Origin of the sequence: Tangfeifania diversioriginum (genome assembly GCF_900141875.1) — a bacterium.
Classification (GTDB): Bacteria; Bacteroidota; Bacteroidia; order Bacteroidales; family Prolixibacteraceae; genus Tangfeifania; species Tangfeifania diversioriginum.
On record NZ_FQZE01000010.1, the window covers coordinates 22,341 to 39,690 of the forward strand.

The following is a 17,350-nucleotide window of genomic DNA, read 5'->3' on the forward strand; positions in this document are numbered from 1 at the left end:
TCAATAAAAAGGTTTTGTGACAGGGGCCCAGGGATTTTTTTTGTTGAAATGAACATAGGGAATAACTAACCGCAGCGTGGCTTCTCCAAATCCGCCAATAGCGTCGGTTGAAAATGAATAAGCTCCTCCGCCCGTGAGGTTTAGTTCAAAATTTCCAAACCTCCAGCCGTAAGTCAATCCCAATCCGTGAAAGTTGCTGGTATAGTTATTTTGCAGGAAAACAGCATAGTTGTGGTTCACGTTTTCAAACCGCAAACCGGCTCTCGATAAAATTACCTGGTCGGAATAAAGAACCACTATCTCCGGAGATGCTTTAAATGGTTGGGAAACCAGTCCGTTTTGTTTTCCCATTTGGCTTTGTGTGTAATAAAAAATTAGTTGCGGTCCGGCTTTTTCAGGCAAATCGCCACTCTCGGCAATGTTGATTTTTAACGGAAACGATGCTGAAAGTCCAATCTGCCGAATGGGCGACACCCACAAAATGCCCAGTTTAGGTTGAAAAATGTTATACCTCAAAAACTCTTCTCCGGGAGGGCTTGGCGGTTCTGTTTTTCTATTTAAAACCCCGTCAATGTAGGTGGCAAACCAGTGTTTTGTGGATCCCTTGTAACTAATATTTACAGAGGGAATTAACATCCCGTTTTTGGTGCTTTTAAATGGTTTGGTAAAAGTGAACCCCAAACCGGTTGTGCTGGTATTTATATTTCCTGTCAGCCCCTGGTGAAAACTAATGGCCACGCCGCCATTTAACTTTTCGGACCACGAGTCCCAGGTGGTGAAAAACTCGTTGTTAAGGTTTTTTTTGTTTTCGGCTACAAAATAAATTCCCGTCCACAGGTTCGTGTTTTTGTTAAGCCCGGCAAATGAAGGATTTAGCAGTAATTTATTTGAAAACGAAAGAAGTGCTCCATCGGATTGTGCCAACGAAAATCCCCAGCTGCAAATCAGGAGAAGCAAAAATCCTATTTTTTTCCCGCTGTTCAAATTAACCTTTTCGGATCAATTAATTAACGTATCATTTTGAGAATTTCGTGTAAGAAGTACTTTTTTTGTTCTCCTGCATTTTTTAGTGCCAGGTAGATTTTGTCGCTGGCTTGTTCAGCCACTTCGCCGGCAGGGTAATTTTCCATGTTGTCAATAACAGTGAAAGCTTCAAAACTGGTTTCCCAGTCTTCTTCAATTACAAGATCCAAAAATACAAGAAAGTGGTCTTTGTATTCGAGCCCGTTTTGCCAGCATGCAGTTGCCAGTGTTTTTCGTATTGGTTTGTACTTTTGCGCTGTTAAAGCCTCTGCAAGTATTGGGGCTGCCTCGCTTACTTTAAGGTTGTTGAGCAGGGTAATGATTTCCTTCTCAATATTTTCTGCAGGGTTGGAGTTCAGCAGCTCGAAAAGATGTGGAAGGTAATGTACATTTCCTTCATTCTTCAACGATTTCAATGCTGAAATCACTGTTTCCGGTTGGGCTGAAAACAAATCAGTCTCTAATTTTTTATTCAGTTTTTTATTTGTCATGCTGTAATTTTATTAACGCCACAAAATTAGGATTTTTCAGGGGGAGTAAAAAACTGAAGGCCAAAACAAATATTTGCTTAAATATTTACCTTTGCAGCAAATGAGAAATATTGATGAATTGCGCAATGCCAATATTGGCCGGTTGATATTGAAATATTTTATCCCGGCATTTGTAGGTGTGTTTGTTAATGCACTATACAATATTGTTGACCGTATTTTTATCGGGCAGGGAGTTGGGGCCGAAGCTTTATCGGGCATTTCGGTAATTTTTCCGGTGATGCTGATAATGATGGCATTTGGAATGTTAATTGGGATTGGAGCCAGTGTATATGTTTCCATTAATTTGGGGCGCGATGACATGAAACGTGCCGAACAAACCCTGGGAACCGGTTTTGCTATGATGGTGCTGGTTTCCATTGTTATTATGGTAGTTACCTATATTTTAAAAGACCCGATCTTACGATCGTTCGGATCTACCGATGAAACTTTTCAGTATGCCAGCGATTACCTGAATATCATTCTTGCCGGAACACCTTTTATGGTGATTGGGTTTTCGCTGAACAATGTCATCCGTTCCGAAGGGAATGCCCGCATTGCCATGGTGTCGATGATCCTGAGTGCCGGCACTAATCTTATACTCGACCCTATTTTTATTTTTTGGCTGGGAATGGGAGTAAAAGGCGCTGCTTATGCAACCATCATTTCAATGTTTGTTTTAATGGTTTGGGTGCTTGCCCACTTCCGGGGTAAACGTTCAGTAGTAAAATTACGAAAAAGTAATGTAAATATAAACAGGGGAATCCTGATGGAAATAACGGCCATTGGGATGGCTCCGTTTTCCATGCAAATTGCAAACAGTGTGGTTCAGGGGTTGCTCAACAAAAAATTAATTGATTTTGGTGGAGACCTGGCCGTGGGGGCAATGGGAATAGTAAACTCAGTAATTTCGCTGGTTGTTATGGCAATAGTTGCCGTTAACATGGCTTCGCAGCCCATTATTGGGTTCAATTACGGGGCCAAATCGGTTTCCAGGGTGAAGGCAGCACTGCGAATTTCACTCATTGCAGCCACATTGATTGCAATTGGATCCTTTGCTGTAATTGAAGTTTTTCCTGGGGCAATCGTGCGGTTATTTAACAGCGACAGCCAGGAACTGTACAATATTTCAGTTAACGGACTCCGCCTGGTTATTCTTGCATTGCCACTTGTTGGTTTTCAGATTGTAGCCTCCCATTTTTTTCAGGCCGTAGGCAAAGCCAGAATTGCCATGTTTGCCACGCTGTTTCGGCAGGTTATAGGGCTCATCCCACTACTTTTTATTCTGCCCGGGTTCTGGGGTATAAACGGGATTTGGATTGCTTATCCAATCGCTGATACACTGGCAGCACTTGTGGTTTTGTTCTTACTGGTACGCGAATGGCGCAGGTTACCCCAAATGGCACAGGAAACAATAGTGTAACATTTTGCTTTTTGTTATTCCTCATCAGGATAAACAAAACGTTCGCCGGTATCTTTTATCACATTTTCTTTCCATTCATCAGAATAACCCGGGAATGACGGTGGTTGCGGGTATCCCCACTCGTTGCGCAAAAAGCGCCCGTTTTCTTCTTGTTTGCGGTTCCCATCCAAGTATTTTACCAGCAGAAAATCGCCCAGGTCTTTCCAGCGTTTTACGGTGTATTCGCCCATATTTACAGAATAATCGGTGAGGAATTCCCGGGCCAGCTGCTTGTCTGTTTCCCAGAGTTTAAGCGCAGCGGCATCAACTCCCGGGGTATATTCGGTAAATTTATTTTCCAGTTCGCTTTGCACTTCTCGGACATCGGGCATTACGCGGTTGTAAAACAAGTAAGCATAATGTGCAACCCGGTTGAAAACCCAAAAAGCTGCATCGTCTTTGTAATCCAGAATATCTCCGTAACCTTCGGCCCAGTTTTCGGGCACGCGGTTAATTCCGCAGTAAAATGGCACATAAACGGTTGTTCCGGCATCATCAACACCAAACCAGTTAATGCCGCCAATGGGGTCGGGCAGCCAGCTGCGCATTTGTGCAATGAAAGAAAATCCCGTTTGTTGGGTGACAGTAGTGCGTTCGTTAAAATATTCCTGACCGTTGTATTCCCAGGTGAGGCCACGCCAGCGGTAAGGGCGGCCAAATGGTCCGGCACCGGCATCTTTTGCCATGTCCAGTTCGGTTCCTTGTAGGTGATTGCGCTTGAAGCTCATCAAGTCCTGCGGGGTGAGTTTCCGGTTGGGTTTGATGAACAGCGGCATCCGTTCGGCTTCCAAATCTTCGCCTGTGGCGTAATCCCAGTATTCATCCATTTCATCAGAAACCTGGCTGAACATACTCCACACCCGCAGTTCGCAAAAACGGGCTGCGCCAAAATCGAGCGGTGCATACACATCGCTGAAACTGAATTCAGCATCTTTGCCGTCGAAATATTTCTGTGCGCGGGCAAATGAAATGACATCGTGCGCATAAACCACTTCAACTTCAGGATTGAAAATATCATCGAGGTTTTTACTGCTGATGCTGCGTTTGTTATCTTCTTTTGGGAAAGTCGTAATTCGGGCGTGGTTGGCGTGTGCTGACACATAACCATCGGGAATGCGAATGGCCACCCAAACTGCGCCCTTGTTTTGGTTGATTGGTTGTCCGGTTTCTTCGTCATGCTGTAAATCGGTGCCTTTGCCAATCAGTTCCATAATCCACACTTCGTTGGGGTCGCCAATGGAAAATGATTCACCCGAGCTGGCATAACCGTGTTTCTCTATTAATTCAGCAATAACTTTAATGGCCTCGCGGGCTGTTTTTGCCCGCTGGGTTGCCATGAACATCAACGCGGCATAATCCATCAACCCGGTGCTGTCAACCAGTTCACTGCGTCCGCCAAATGTAGATTCACCAATGGCCAGCTGGTGTTCATTCATAAACCCAACAGTTTGATAGGTGTAGGGAACCTGTGGAATTTGTCCCAGTGGCTCGGCGGTGCTGCGGTCGTAAATAGTAACCATGCTGCCTTCGGGCCAGTGTTGGGCTTTGCTGAAATAAAGCTCACCGTAGCGAATATGCGAGTCGGCTGCATACGAAATCATGGTTGAGCCATCAACAGTTGCCCCCGCGGTTACAAGAAAATTGGTGCAGGCGTTTACCTGAGGATTTGTAATAATTGCAAGAATGCCCAGAATCAGGCTGATCCGAATGTGTCGTTTCATAATAAATATTTTTTTTACGTGATAGTATGACTCAAAGTCATGCTATCACTTTGTCTCAAACATGTTTTAATTATTCACTTCATGAATATCAATAAAGTCAATTCAAAAAAATGTCCCGTAAAAACGGGACGGTGTCAAAAATAATTAAAAAGGTGAAACGGACAAAGAAGTCGTTTTATTCCGGCTTTTCGGTTCTTCCATCGGCATATTTTGCAAACCGGCCTTTCCCCGGGGAGTGCACATTGTCGTGCCGTTCCCATGGCCAGCCGCCGAACTGTGTTTCGCGGTAATCGGAAAATGCCTGCCGTATTTCTTCCGCCGTGTTCATCACAAACGGACCGTGTTGTACCACCGGTTCATTAATAGGTTTTCCCTGAAGTACAAGCAGGTAAGCATCTTCACTTCCATTTTCAATAATAACCGGCTGATCCGCCAGCATTTCAAGCGAGTGATACGGCTCGATTTTCATTCCGGCAACATGAATTGAGTTTCCCTTGTAGAAATAAAGCGTTCGTTCTGTTTCCAGTGCGGCCGGTGGAGCAGTCCATTTGGCATTGGCTTCCATTTTTATTAGCCAGATTCCCACTTCGTTTCCGGGGGCGGCAGCCCATGAATCGGGTGCCGGAGGAGGCGCAGAAGTTTCGTTCAGTTTGCCGGCAATGAGGGTGACTTCGGTCTTTTTTTCGTTTTTATCTTTTTCAGTAACAACAGGGATGTCTTCTGCCCAGAGCATGGTATAAAATGGCTTGGCAAACTTTTTTTCTTTGGGAAGGTTCAGCCAAATCTGAAACAGTTCCAGCGGATTTTCTTCATCTTTTTTCAGCAGCGGAAACATTTCGGCATGTTGCAATCCGGAGCCGGCAGTCATCCACTGCACATCGCCGTTGCCGTACCTGCCTGCTGCCCCGTGCGAATCGGAATGATCCACAAAGCCATTCAACACAACCGTCACGGTTTCGAAGCCACGGTGCGGGTGCGCCGGGAATCCGGGAATGGTTTCGCCGTGGTACATGCGCCAGCCGTCTTTGGTGGTGAAGTCCTGCCCCAGGTTGCGTCCTTCGAGCGATGCGGCAGGTCCAAGCTGGTTATTCCCTTTCGGATAATTATCGAGATGATGAACACAGAACAGAAACGGATCGCTGGTTCCCCACATGAATCCCAGTGGTTTAATATTGCTGATAAGTTTGTTGTACATGATTTTGATTTTTTTTGGTTTTTCGGAATGTTAAGATAACAATTTTTCTTTTAAAGCGCTGGCTGTGTAGGATTTTTCCTGGTTTATCAGATCTTCCGGAGTGCCTGCAAATACAAGCTCACCACCCTTGTCACCACCTTCGGGCCCGAGGTCGATAACCCAATCGGCTGATTTTATAATTTCCAGGTTGTGTTCAATAATAATAATGGAATGCCCCCTTGAAATTAAAGCACTGAATGAATCGAGCAGTTTTCGGATGTCATGAAAATGCAGTCCGGTTGTGGGTTCATCAAAAATGAAAAGGGTAGGGGAATCTTTTTCGTGCGCCAAAAAGGAGGCCAGTTTTACACGCTGGCTTTCACCTCCGGAAAGCGTGCTCGACGATTGTCCGAGTTTTATGTAGCCCAACCCGACATCCTGCAGCGGTTTCAGGCGTTTGGTAATTTTCTTTTCGGTGGATGATTTCCCTTTTTCAAACAGCTCCACTGCCTGGTTTACTGTAAGATTCAGAATATCGTCGATGTTATTTCCTTTATACTGAACATCCAGAATTTCCTCTTTAAAACGTTTGCCGCCACAACTTTCGCAAACTAAATACACATCGGCCAGAAACTGCATCTCCACTTTAATGGTTCCCTCGCCCTGGCACTCATCGCATCGTCCGCCATCCACGTTAAATGAAAAGTGCGACGGTTTCAGTCCCTGAATCTTGGCAGCCTGCTGGCTGGAAAAAAGTTTCCGGATTTCGTCGTACGCTTTCAGGTAAGTTACCGGGTTGGAACGCGATGATTTTCCTATCGGATTTTGATCGATAAATTCAATGGACGAAAGCATCTTGAAATCGCCTTTAACGGCATCGTGTTGGCCGGTTCGTTCGCCGTAACCGCCAAGGATTTTGGTGAGCCCCGGGAAAAGTATTTTTGAGACCAGCGACGATTTACCAGAACCACTCACGCCGGTAACCACGGTGAGCGTATTCAACGGGAACCTGATATTCACGTTTTTCAGGTTGTTTTCCCTGGCACCGAGAATTTCGATGAAATTACTCCACTTGCGCCGCTGTTTTGGGATTTCAATTTTTTCAACTCCGGTCAGGTATTTGGTGGTCAGGCTTTCCGGTTTTTTCTTCAGTTCTTTATGCGTTCCCTGAAAAACCACTTCACCGCCATGCTGGCCAGCATAAGGTCCGATGTCAATTATCTGGTCAGCAGCACGGATAATCTCTTCATCGTGTTCTACCACAAAAACAGTGTTACCGATTTTTTGCAGCCTCTTTAAAACCTTAATAAGCCGTTGCGTATCGCGTGAGTGCAACCCGATACTGGGTTCATCCAGAATGTAGAGCGATCCCACCAGGCTGCTGCCCAGTGAAGTGGCCAGGTTAATGCGTTGCGATTCACCGCCTGAAAGTGACGACGACAAACGGTTTAAGGTGAGGTAGCCCAGCCCCACATCGCACAGAAACGTCAGCCGGCTGTTGATTTCAATGAGGATGCGTTTGGCTATGGCCTGATCGTGATCATCCAGTTGAAGTTCATTGAAAAAGGTGCGTAATTCCGACACCGGCATGAGTACAAGTTCCTGTATTGATTTTTCGGCCACTTTCACATAACCGGCTTCTTTTTTCAGGCGGGAGCCGTTGCACTCGGGGCAGGTGGTTTTACCGCGGTAGCGCGATAACATTACCCGGTATTGAATTTTGTAGGTTTTTTCTTCCAGGTATTTGAAAAACTGATTTAATCCTTTAAAATAGCGATTTCCGGTCCAGAGTAATTTTCGCTGCTCGTCTGTGAGTTCATAATAGGGTTTGTGGATGGGGAAGTTGAATTTTTCGGCAGAATAAACCAGTTGTTTTTTCCATTCGCCCATTTTTTCGCCGCGCCAGCAGGCAATAGCGTCCTGGTAAATGGAAAGCGACTTGTTGGGAATAACCAGGTCTTCATCGATCCCGATAACTTTTCCGTAGCCTTCGCAGGTAGGGCACGCTCCAACCGGGTTGTTGAAGCTGAATAGATGAACAGATGGTTCTTCAAATTCCATCCCGTCGGCTTCAAAAAGATTGGAAAAACGGCGCGAATCACTTACTTTTTTATTTTCAAACACTTTTACAATGCATTCACCCAGACCTTCATAAAAAGCAGTTTGAACCGAATCGGCCACCCGGCTTTTCGTATCTTCATCATCAGCCACTGCCACGCGGTCGATTACCACATTGCAGTTTCCTTTACAAAAATTTTCCTCACCAGCCTCCACCAGCTCATCAATCCGCTTGATTTCATCATTTACCTCGAGGCGCGAAAACCCCTGTTGCATAAGCAACTCCGCTTCTTTTAAAAGGGGGCGCCCCTTTTGGGTTTTCAGCGGCGAAAGAATCATAAACCGCGTTCCTTCAGGATGAGAAAAAATATAATCCACCACATCGGTCACACGGTGTCTTTTTACCTCTTTTCCTGAAACCGGAGAAATGGTTCTGCCCACCCGCGCATACAATAATTTGAGATAGTCGTAAATTTCAGTTGATGTCCCAACAGTTGAGCGCGGGTTGCGTGTATTTACCTTTTGCTCAATGGCAATGGCCGGAGGAATCCCTTTAATGAAATCTACTTCCGGTTTGTTGATGCGCCCTAAAAATTGACGTGCGTAGGATGAAAGGCTTTCCACATAACGGCGCTGACCCTCTGCAAACAGGGTGTCGAAAGCCAGGGATGATTTGCCGGAACCGGATACCCCGGTGACAACAATAAACTTATTCAGTGGAATCGTTAAGCTGATATTCTTTAAATTATGGACCCTTGCTTTTTGTATTTCAATGGACTGTGTCCCTCTGTTTTTTAACATATTGGAATTGAAAATTCAATAAAATTGGTTGAAAAACTTGTATTTCTCCGCAAAATGTTTCATTTTTACCCGTGCAAAATTACAAAATAGTTTTACTCTAACTTAAAAGAATACGCCTATCGATAAACTTTACTTTTTTATTTAAAATAAATAAGAGGTAATGTTCAGAATAAATACACTGAACGACAATGAGCTCGTTCAACGGTTTATCGAAGGTGATCAAAATTCACTCGAAATTTTAATTCACCGCCATAAAAGCAGGGTTTATTCGTATATCCTGCTGATTGTGAAAAATCAGGAACTGGCAGAAGATGTCTTCCAGGAAACCTTTATAAAAGTAATTCGTTCGCTGAAACGTGGAAAATACGTAGAGAACGGAAAATTTGTTTCCTGGGTGCTTCGAATTGCCCACAACCTGATAATCGATCATTTCCGAAAAGAAAAACTTCAGGGAACAGTTTCCAACGACAGTATGGAAGCCGATATTTTCAATTCGCAGAAATTTTCGGAAGACACCATCGAAGATCAGATTGTAACCAGCCAGATACTGAGCGAGGTTAAATATCTGATAAAAGAACTTCCGGAAGATCAGCAGCAGGTTATTTATATGCGGCATTATCAGGGACTCAGTTTTAAGGAAATTGCTGACCAGACGGGAGTGAGTATTAATACCGCATTGGGACGAATGCGCTATGCGCTGATTAATCTGCGGAAATTGATACGTGAAAAAAATCTGAGTCTCACAAGGTTTTAACTTTTGTTAACACAATATTGGCTGCTGCAGGGCGTTCTAAGACAAATAATTATTTAGAATGCCTATGAAAAATAGTTCTACTTTTTTTTATGTTGTTAAAAGTTTTTTCACTGATTCTGACAACACAGAATTTTACGATGAAATGAATTTAACAGAAATGGAAAATACAGGGTTTGAACCCTCGGAAAATTCCATTAAAACGATTTTGGATTTTGCCCACGCCTACGATGTGGTGGAAACAGAAACCACCGGGCAAATAGAGATGAATTACAATTAAAAAAAAAAGGCGCTGATTTCAGCGCCTTTTTTTTTGCACCTTTCTGTCACCATAATACAATTCAATTTTTTAGTTTGATTTTTTCTGAAAAAACAATCCGGGTATTGCATTTTATAAATTTTTAATGTAATATTGTGATATCAATTTAATATCAAAATAATTAAATTATAATGTCATGGAAAAAGATTATAAAGGGTTGTCAGGTTACCTGTTCGTTTTTATTGAACTGCTGCTTCTATCATTCATTGTATTTGGTTTTATGAGAGGAATGGTGCTTCCATCAGTAATTTTGACTGTTCTGTTCTTTTTTATTGCACCGGGCTTTACGGTGGTCGATCCCAACCAGAGTTGCGTGATGGTTTTGTTTGGGGCTTACAAAGGAACTATTAAAGCCAATGGTTTTTACTGGGTGAATCCCTTTTTCGTGCGGAAAAAAATATCGTTGCGTGCCCGCAATTTCGACAGCGACCCCATAAAAGTGAACGACAAACTGGGGAACCCCATTATGATTGGCGTGGTGCTGGTTTGGAAAGTGGAAAACACTTACAAAGCTGCTTTCGGTGTGGATGAATACGAGCATTTTGTAGTGGTGCAGAGTGAAGCCGCATTGCGTAAACTGGCCGGCATGTATCCGTACGACAATTTTGAAGATGAAGAAGCTGAGCTTACGTTGCGCGAGAGCACTGAAGAAGTGAACGAAAGGCTTGAGGCTGAAATCAGGGAGCGACTTGAAATAGCAGGTATTTATGTCATCGAGGCCCGCATCAACTACATCGCTTATGCGCAGGAAATTGCCCAGGCAATGCTGAAACGCCAGCAGGCTACGGCCATTGTTGCTGCCCGCTTTAAAATTGTAGAAGGCGCGGTAAGCATGGTTGAAATGGCGTTGGATGAGTTGAGCAAGAAAGAAATTGTTGACTTTGATGAGGAGAAAAAAGCTACAATGGTCAGTAATTTGATGGTTGTTCTTTGTGGCGATAAGGATGTTTCGCCGATTGTAAATGCAGGATCACTTTATCAGTAGTAGCCTAAATATCAAGCCATTTTAAAAGAACCGGGACGAATAAAAAGGAGGATTTAATGGCAAAGAAAAAAACATTTGTATTACGAGTTGATCCTGAGATGATGAAAGCTGTGGAAAAATGGGCAGCCGATGATTTCAGGAGCATAAACGGGCAGTTGGAGTGGATTATTCACAATGCATTGAAAGATGCAAAGCGCCTGAACAAAAAATCAAAAAAAGAACCGGACCAGTAATTGTCAACTCATTTGACGTACGAATTAACCAAAATCAATTAACTATTTCAGCCATGAATACATTGAAGTACACTTGCCCCAAATGCGGCAATAAGAAAGCAGATGTCGATAAAATCCGGACAACCGGAGCCGGGTTTACACGTTATTTCAACATTCAAAACCGGAGGTTTACCACTGTGTCGTGCACCCAATGCGGGTACACTGAATTTTACAGGGAGGACAGGGCCGGCGGGGCCAGTAATGTGCTCGATTTTTTGACCAATTAATTTTTTTCTATTTGTTTAAGAAATATAATTAGCAAAGTGAAGGAGGCTGCCTGAAAACGGTCTCCTGATTTTTCGTGTTCATAATATTTCTGAAACTTTTTTATCCGTTCGCCCCGAAGAGTTCGTTTTTTTCTATTCATTTTCAAAAAATATTTTGAAATTTGTATAACAAGCAGATAGCTAAAAAGTAATTCTTGTTGCATTCAAATCGAACCTGAAATGAATAGTTTAGTTCTGGCGCTTCTGGCCTTTGTGGGTTATATTATTGCCTACCGGTTATACGGCAGGTACCTCTGGAAAAAGTTTTTCAGCACTGGCAAACAACAAAAAATGCCATCGCATGAGTTTAACGATGGCGTTGACTTTGTTCCCTCCAAAAAGAATATCATTTTCGGTCATCATTTTACAACAATTGCCGGACTTGGTCCAATTGTGGGGCCGGCAATCGGTATAATCTGGGGCTGGCTGCCTGCTTTTTTGTGGGTATTTTTCGGTTCCATTTTTATGGGTGGGATGCACGATTTTTCCACCATGTTTATTTCGGGGCGGAACAGAGGAAAAACCATCGGCGATTTAACCGGCGATGTGATTAACCCGGGAACCCGATACGTTTTTCAGTTTATTATGCAACTCTTGCTTTTAATTGTGCTGGCGGTTTTTGCCATGATTGTTGGCGTTTTGTTTGTGCAGTATCCCGAAGTGGTGTTGCCGGTGTGGTTCCAGATTCCGGTAGCCGTTTGGCTGGGCTGGAAAATCAGGCAGGGAAAAAGTGATTTGTTCTATTCGATTATTGCCGTTATTCTGCTTTACCTGTCGGTTTTGGCAGGAGTTTACTGGTTTCCGCCAATTACTGTCCCTCCAATTATGGGGTCTTCGGTTACGACCTGGGCGCTCATTTTGTATGTTTATGCATTCCTGGCCTCAACTATTCCGGTACAAAAACTACTGCAGCCCCGCGATTATATTAATTCTCACCAGCTGCTTGTTGCCATTGCATTGATTTTGCTGGGACTGTTTGTGGCACATCCGCAGGTGACTGCGCCTGCTATAAATCACGATGCGTTTAATTCTTCCGATGTTCCGGCCATGATGCCACTGCTGTTCATTACAATTGCCTGCGGGGCAATTTCCGGATTTCACTCACTGGCAAGTACCGGAACTACAATCAAACAGGTTGACAAGGAAGAGGACACGCTGTTTATTGGTTACGGAGGAATGTTAACCGAGAGTTTTCTGGCAGTTTTGGTGATTTTGGCTGTGGCCGCCGGACTGGGACTTGGTTTGGTGAAGGATGGCCAGCTGTTCACCGGTTCCGATGCTTTCTATCATCATTATGAATCGTGGGCCACTGCCTCGGGGCTTGCTGCCAAACTCGAAGCGTTTATTGTGGGTAGCGCCAATCTGCTCGAAAGTTACGGAATTCCCAAAGATTTGGGCGCTGCCATCATCGCAGTGTTCATCGTAAGCTTTGCCAACACCACGCTCGATTCGTCGGCACGTATTCAACGGCTTTCATTTCAGGAAATTTTTAAAGATAAAACCGGGAAGGTGCGCAAACCATTCAATAACCGATATGCTGCAACCACTGTTGTGGTAGTGGTGGCCATGGTGCTTACTTTTTTGCAACCCGGTGCAACAGGTGCATTGATGCTGTGGCCTCTTTTTGGTGCATTGAACCAGCTGGTTGCTGCACTTGCACTGGGAGTAGTCGTTTTATACCTGATTATGAAAAAACGAAATTTTCTGCTTGCACTTATTCCAATGATTTTTGTGCTTGTAATGACCGTTTGGGCAATGATTGATAACCTGCTTGCTTTTATCGACGACCGGAATTATACATTGATTGTAATTTCGTTACTGATTTTGATTTTAACAGTTTGGCTGCTCATCAGCGGATTGAAAGTGCTTTCATCACAAAAATTGAAAACCAGGTTAAATGTAGGTTGAGGTCATTTTGAGGTTTCTTTTAAATAGATTTGTTCTAAATAAACTTGTTGTGAGTTAACAACATAAATTTTGGAAATTTTTGTTTGATTGTTTTAAAGTGAATGTTGAAAAGGGTTTACCGAGGTAATTTTCATTATTTAGAACAGGCGGGCATTTTATGATGTGTTTTCATCAGCATAATTTAACTTCTCGTAACTTTTCCGTTTTTGATTTCTTTGGGTTCAATATTTATATTTGCTGCTTTTCGTTCAAGAAGTAGGAGGCATTTATTCTCTTTTCATCATGAAAAAAATAAAATCTTAAATAAATCAATCTAATATAAATGAAAGGTTATAAAATTATTGTCTTAGCCAAGCAGGTACCCGATACCCGAAATGTTGGCAAGGACGCAATGAAAGCTGACGGGACAGTGAACCGGGCGGCACTGCCGGCCATTTTTAATCCGGAAGATTTGAATGCGCTGGAACAGGCACTGCGGATTAAAGATCAGTATCCCGGAACAACAGTCCAGATTTTAACAATGGGCCCCGGTCGGGCTGCCGATATCATTCGCGAAGGATTATTCAGAGGCGCCGATGGCGGTATTCTGCTCACCGACAGGGCATTTGCCGGTTCCGACACCCTGGCTACATCCTATGCCATCGGACAGGCACTGAAAAAAATCGGCGATGTGGATATGATTATTGCAGGTCGCCAGGCAATTGATGGCGATACTGCACAGGTAGGTCCGCAGGTGGCGGAAAAACTGAGCATGCTTCAGGTAACTTACGTTGAAGAAGTAAAAGAACTGAAAAAAGATACTATCGTATTGAAACGGCGGCTTGACCGCGGCGTAGAAACCGTAAAATGCAAACTACCGCTGGTAATAACTGTTAACGGTACAGCTCCCGAATGCCGGGCACGCAACGCCAAATTGCTGATGACTTTCAAACGGGCCAAAACCGTTACCGAACTTCAGAAGGAAAACGAAGATTACACCACATTATATAATGACCGCCCGGAACTGAACATCCCGGAATGGACGGTGAATGATATTGAAACCGATGCATCACAGCTTGGTTTGTCGGGCTCGCCAACAAAGGTGAAATCCATCGAAAATGTGGTACTTCAGGCAAAAGATTCGAAAATTATCTCTTCTGCCGATGCCGATATTGAAAGTATGATGCTTGAACTTCTTGAAAGTCATACCATTGGTTAGTTATATCTTTGAAAAATATTGAAAATGAATAACATATTTGTTTATTGCGAAATAGAAGATGGCCAGGTTGCCGAGGTGAGCCTTGAACTGCTCACCAAGGGAAGATCACTGGCCAACGAGCTGAAATGCAAACTGGAAGCCATTGCCATCGGGCACAAACTCGATGGCGTTGAAAAACAGGTGATGCCTTACGGTGTGGATACACTTTATCTGGCAGACGATAAACGGCTGTATCCGTATCAAACTTTGCCGCACACGTCAATTGTTGTAAAATTGTTTGAAGAGCAAAAGCCACAAATTGCATTTATGGGAGCCTCTTCCATCGGGCGTGATTTGGGACCGCGGGTTTCGTCGGCACTGCACAGCGGGTTGACTGCCGATTGTACCAGTCTGCTAATTGGCGATCATTACGACAAAAAAGCCGATAAAAAATACGAGAACCTGTTGTATCAGATTCGCCCGGCTTTTGGCGGAAACATCATTGCCACCATCATCAATCCCGATTGCCGTCCGCAGATGGCAACTGTGCGCGAAGGGGTGATGAAAAAAGAAATTCTTGACCCGAAATACAAAGGAAAAGTGGTCAACCTTGATGTGTCGAAATATGTCAGTGATTCCGATTTTGTAGTTGAAATCATCGAGCGCCACATGGAAAAAAGCAAGTTGAACATTAAAGGTGCTCCCATTATTGTGGCCGGTGGTTATGGTGTGGGATCAAAGGAGAATTTCAGGTTGCTGAATGAACTGGCTGAAGTTTTGGGCGGCGAAGTGGGAGCTTCCCGCGCTGCGGTCGATGCCGGTTACGTGGAGCACGAACGGCAAATTGGCCAGACCGGTTTAACGGTTCGTCCCAAATTGTACATCGCCTGTGGAATTTCAGGGCAGATTCAGCACCGTGCAGGAATGGAGCAATCGGCCCAGATTATTGCCATCAACACCGATCCGGAAGCCCCGATTAATTCCATCGCCGATTATGTAATTACCGGCGATATTGCGGACATCATTCCCAAAATGATTAAGTATTACAAAAAGAATACGAAATAAAACTGAAAAAATGGCAAATTTTTATACCGATAATAAAGAGCTGAGATTTCACTTGAATCATCCGTTGATGAAAGAAATCGTCAGGCTGAAAGAACGCAATTTTTCATTTAAAGATGAATTCCAGTTTGCACCGATGGATTACGAAGATGCTATCGATAGTTACGATCGAGTGCTGGAAATTGTGGGTGAAGTTTCCGGTGATATCATTGCACCGAATGCGGAAAGCATTGATGCTGAAGGTCCGCAGGTGGTTGATGGCCATGTGGTTTATGCCCGCGGAACCGAAGAAAACATTAAAGCGTTGAATCAGGCTGGTTTGATGGGCATGTCACTTCCTTACAAGTATGAAGGATTAAACTTTCCGATTGTGCCTTACATTATGGCGGCTGACATTGTTTCGCGTGCCGATGCCGGATTTGTAAATATCTGGGGATTGCAGGACTGTGCCGAAACCATTAACGAGTTTGCCTCGAAAGAGCAAAAAGAAAAATACCTGCCGCGCGTGTGCAAAGGCGATACCATGGCCATGGATTTAACTGAACCCGACGCTGGTTCCGACTTGCAGGCAGTTCAACTAAAAGCAACATGGGATGAAAAGAAAAATAAATGGTTGCTTAATGGCGTAAAACGTTTCATCACCAACGGCGACGGCGATATTTCTCTTGTCCTCGCGCGTTCCGAGCAGGGAACCAAAGATGGCCGCGGCCTTTCCATGTTTATTTACGACAAGCAACACGGCGGTGTGAAAGTACGCCGCATCGAGCACAAAATGGGAATTATCGGGTCGCCAACCTGCGAACTGGTTTTCAAAGATGCGCCGGCAGAGTTGGTTGGTTCACGTAAACTGGGACTGATTAAATATGTAATGTCACTGATGAACGGCGCCCGTTTGGGAATTGCCGCCCAGTCAGTTGGATTATGCGAGGCGGCATATCGGGAAGCGATTGAGTATGCTAAAGAGCGGATGCAGTTTGGAAAAGCCATCATCCGCTTCCCCGCGGTTTACGAAATGATTTCGATGATGAAAGCAAAACTGGATGCGTCCAGAACATTGCTTTACGAAACTGCCCGTTTTGTGGACATGTACAAAACGTACCAGCACATTTCGGAAGAACGCCAACTGGAAAAAGAGGAGCGTGCCGAAATGAAGCACTACCAGCGGCTGGCCGATATTTTTACGCCACTTGTAAAAGGAATGGCCAGCGAGTTCAGCAACCAGTTGGCCTACGATGCGGTGCAGATTCACGGTGGTTCGGGTTTTATGAAAGATTACCCGGTGGAACGCATTTACCGCGATGCGCGAATTACTTCCATTTACGAAGGAACCACTCAATTGCAGGTGGTGGCAGCCATCCGCGGAATTACCACGGGGCAGTTCCTGAAACAAATCAGGGTATATGAGGCCGAGAAGGTTTCGCCACAACTGGAATACCTGAAGCGCTCGCTGATTATACTGACCGACGATTTTGAGCAGGCATTGAAAAAAGTCGTTTCAGCAGACGATAACGAATTCCTCGATTTCCATGCCCGCAGGCTAGTGGAAATGGCAGGCCACATCATCATGAGCTATTTGTTATTGCTCGATGCCAACCGCGAGGAATCGTTCCTGCGTTCAGCCAAAAATTATATCAATTTTGCCAAGTCGCAGGTAAAAGCAAGTGCCGAATACATCCGCGTTTCTGAATTGAGCGATTTGGGCGAATATAAGTTTGAATTGTAAATGGCTGAAATTGTTAATTTGCTTAGTTAATTAGCATTTTGTCCCAAGGGGATGTCAATGACAAAAATTTGCATTCCAGCCCCGTCAGGGTTTCAAATTCCTGACGGGGCTGGATTTTGTT

The 17,350-nt window shown here is 44.1% G+C and carries 15 protein-coding genes; 10 read left to right on the plus strand and 5 right to left on the minus strand.

Going from position 1 to position 17,350, the window contains the following annotated elements; all coding sequences use genetic code 11:
• Both BUC07_RS20630 and BUC07_RS08050 read right to left on the minus strand, forming a co-directional pair.
• The gene (locus BUC07_RS20630; RefSeq protein ID WP_139279509.1) at positions 1-957 is read right to left on the minus strand and encodes a hypothetical protein; all 957 of its coding nucleotides are present in this window, start codon (positions 955-957) and stop codon (positions 1-3) included.
• A 50-nt stretch (positions 958-1,007) separates the two neighbouring features.
• The gene (locus tag BUC07_RS08050) at positions 1,008-1,514 is read right to left on the minus strand and encodes a hypothetical protein (protein ID WP_073168219.1); all 507 of its coding nucleotides are present in this window, start codon (positions 1,512-1,514) and stop codon (positions 1,008-1,010) included.
• A gap of 100 nt (positions 1,515-1,614) precedes the next feature.
• Between BUC07_RS08050 and BUC07_RS08055 the strand changes: the two genes are divergently transcribed.
• Complete coding sequence (locus BUC07_RS08055; protein WP_073168221.1) at positions 1,615-2,973, plus strand: MATE family efflux transporter; 1,359 nt, start codon at positions 1,615-1,617, stop codon at positions 2,971-2,973.
• A gap of 14 nt (positions 2,974-2,987) precedes the next feature.
• Here the strand turns inward: BUC07_RS08055 and BUC07_RS08060 are convergent, their stop codons facing one another.
• The 3 genes from BUC07_RS08060 to uvrA form a co-directional block, all read right to left on the minus strand.
• On the minus strand, positions 2,988-4,733 hold the full coding sequence (locus tag BUC07_RS08060; protein ID WP_073168223.1) for a dipeptidase: 1,746 nt from the start codon (positions 4,731-4,733) through the stop codon (positions 2,988-2,990).
• A 175-nt stretch (positions 4,734-4,908) separates the two neighbouring features.
• Positions 4,909-5,928 (minus strand): pirin family protein, encoded by a 1,020-nt coding sequence (locus BUC07_RS08065; protein ID WP_073168225.1) that lies wholly within the window; start codon positions 5,926-5,928, stop codon positions 4,909-4,911.
• A gap of 30 nt (positions 5,929-5,958) precedes the next feature.
• Positions 5,959-8,766 (minus strand): excinuclease ABC subunit UvrA, encoded by a 2,808-nt coding sequence (gene uvrA, locus BUC07_RS08070; protein ID WP_073168226.1) that lies wholly within the window; start codon positions 8,764-8,766, stop codon positions 5,959-5,961.
• Positions 8,767-8,926: 160 nt separating this feature from the next.
• Between uvrA and BUC07_RS08075 the strand changes: the two genes are divergently transcribed.
• The 9 genes from BUC07_RS08075 to BUC07_RS08120 all read left to right on the plus strand — a co-directional run bounded on the left by BUC07_RS08075 (position 8,927) and on the right by BUC07_RS08120 (position 17,229).
• On the plus strand, positions 8,927-9,520 hold the full coding sequence (locus BUC07_RS08075; RefSeq protein ID WP_073168228.1) for an RNA polymerase sigma factor: 594 nt from the start codon (positions 8,927-8,929) through the stop codon (positions 9,518-9,520).
• Between the two features lie 142 nt (positions 9,521-9,662).
• Positions 9,663-9,797: a hypothetical protein gene (locus BUC07_RS21445; protein ID WP_262509493.1), complete on the plus strand. Its 135-nt coding sequence runs from the start codon at positions 9,663-9,665 to the stop codon at positions 9,795-9,797.
• Positions 9,798-9,972: 175 nt separating this feature from the next.
• Positions 9,973-10,821 carry an SPFH domain-containing protein gene (locus BUC07_RS08085; protein WP_073168232.1) on the plus strand — a complete coding sequence of 283 codons (849 nt, stop codon included), beginning with the start codon at positions 9,973-9,975 and terminating at the stop codon, positions 10,819-10,821.
• A gap of 56 nt (positions 10,822-10,877) precedes the next feature.
• The gene (locus BUC07_RS08090; RefSeq protein ID WP_073168234.1) at positions 10,878-11,054 is read left to right on the plus strand and encodes a type II toxin-antitoxin system antitoxin; all 177 of its coding nucleotides are present in this window, start codon (positions 10,878-10,880) and stop codon (positions 11,052-11,054) included.
• Between the two features lie 53 nt (positions 11,055-11,107).
• On the plus strand, positions 11,108-11,320 hold the full coding sequence (locus BUC07_RS08095; RefSeq protein WP_073168236.1) for a zinc ribbon domain-containing protein: 213 nt from the start codon (positions 11,108-11,110) through the stop codon (positions 11,318-11,320).
• A 219-nt stretch (positions 11,321-11,539) separates the two neighbouring features.
• The gene (locus BUC07_RS08105) at positions 11,540-13,267 is read left to right on the plus strand and encodes a carbon starvation CstA family protein (protein WP_073168239.1); all 1,728 of its coding nucleotides are present in this window, start codon (positions 11,540-11,542) and stop codon (positions 13,265-13,267) included.
• 322 nt (positions 13,268-13,589) lie between these two features.
• Positions 13,590-14,465, plus strand: a complete 876-nt coding sequence (locus BUC07_RS08110; RefSeq protein WP_073168241.1) for an electron transfer flavoprotein subunit beta/FixA family protein — start codon at positions 13,590-13,592, stop codon at positions 14,463-14,465.
• 24 nt (positions 14,466-14,489) lie between these two features.
• Positions 14,490-15,509, plus strand: a complete 1,020-nt coding sequence (locus BUC07_RS08115) for an electron transfer flavoprotein subunit alpha/FixB family protein (RefSeq protein ID WP_073168243.1) — start codon at positions 14,490-14,492, stop codon at positions 15,507-15,509.
• A 10-nt stretch (positions 15,510-15,519) separates the two neighbouring features.
• A complete protein-coding gene (locus tag BUC07_RS08120; RefSeq protein ID WP_073168245.1) occupies positions 15,520-17,229 on the plus strand; it encodes an acyl-CoA dehydrogenase family protein in 1,710 nt (569 codons plus the stop codon).
• Positions 17,230-17,350 lie beyond the last annotated feature (121 nt).

Coding starts and splice junctions, on each gene's coding strand:
- BUC07_RS08055 (WP_073168221.1), top strand. CDS start 1,615: ATGAGAAATATTGATGAATTGCGCAATGCCAATATTGGCCGGTTGATA.
- BUC07_RS08050 (WP_073168219.1), bottom strand. CDS start 1,514: ATGACAAATAAAAAACTGAATAAAAAATTAGAGACTGATTTGTTTTCA.
- BUC07_RS08120 (WP_073168245.1), top strand. CDS start 15,520: ATGGCAAATTTTTATACCGATAATAAAGAGCTGAGATTTCACTTGAAT.
- BUC07_RS08090 (WP_073168234.1), top strand. CDS start 10,878: ATGGCAAAGAAAAAAACATTTGTATTACGAGTTGATCCTGAGATGATG.
- BUC07_RS08085 (WP_073168232.1), top strand. CDS start 9,973: ATGGAAAAAGATTATAAAGGGTTGTCAGGTTACCTGTTCGTTTTTATT.
- BUC07_RS08075 (WP_073168228.1), top strand. CDS start 8,927: ATGTTCAGAATAAATACACTGAACGACAATGAGCTCGTTCAACGGTTT.
- BUC07_RS08105 (WP_073168239.1), top strand. CDS start 11,540: ATGAATAGTTTAGTTCTGGCGCTTCTGGCCTTTGTGGGTTATATTATT.
- BUC07_RS08095 (WP_073168236.1), top strand. CDS start 11,108: ATGAATACATTGAAGTACACTTGCCCCAAATGCGGCAATAAGAAAGCA.
- BUC07_RS08115 (WP_073168243.1), top strand. CDS start 14,490: ATGAATAACATATTTGTTTATTGCGAAATAGAAGATGGCCAGGTTGCC.
- BUC07_RS21445 (WP_262509493.1), top strand. CDS start 9,663: ATGAATTTAACAGAAATGGAAAATACAGGGTTTGAACCCTCGGAAAAT.
- BUC07_RS08065 (WP_073168225.1), bottom strand. CDS start 5,928: ATGTACAACAAACTTATCAGCAATATTAAACCACTGGGATTCATGTGG.
- BUC07_RS08060 (WP_073168223.1), bottom strand. CDS start 4,733: ATGAAACGACACATTCGGATCAGCCTGATTCTGGGCATTCTTGCAATT.
- uvrA (WP_073168226.1), bottom strand. CDS start 8,766: ATGTTAAAAAACAGAGGGACACAGTCCATTGAAATACAAAAAGCAAGG.
- BUC07_RS08110 (WP_073168241.1), top strand. CDS start 13,590: ATGAAAGGTTATAAAATTATTGTCTTAGCCAAGCAGGTACCCGATACC.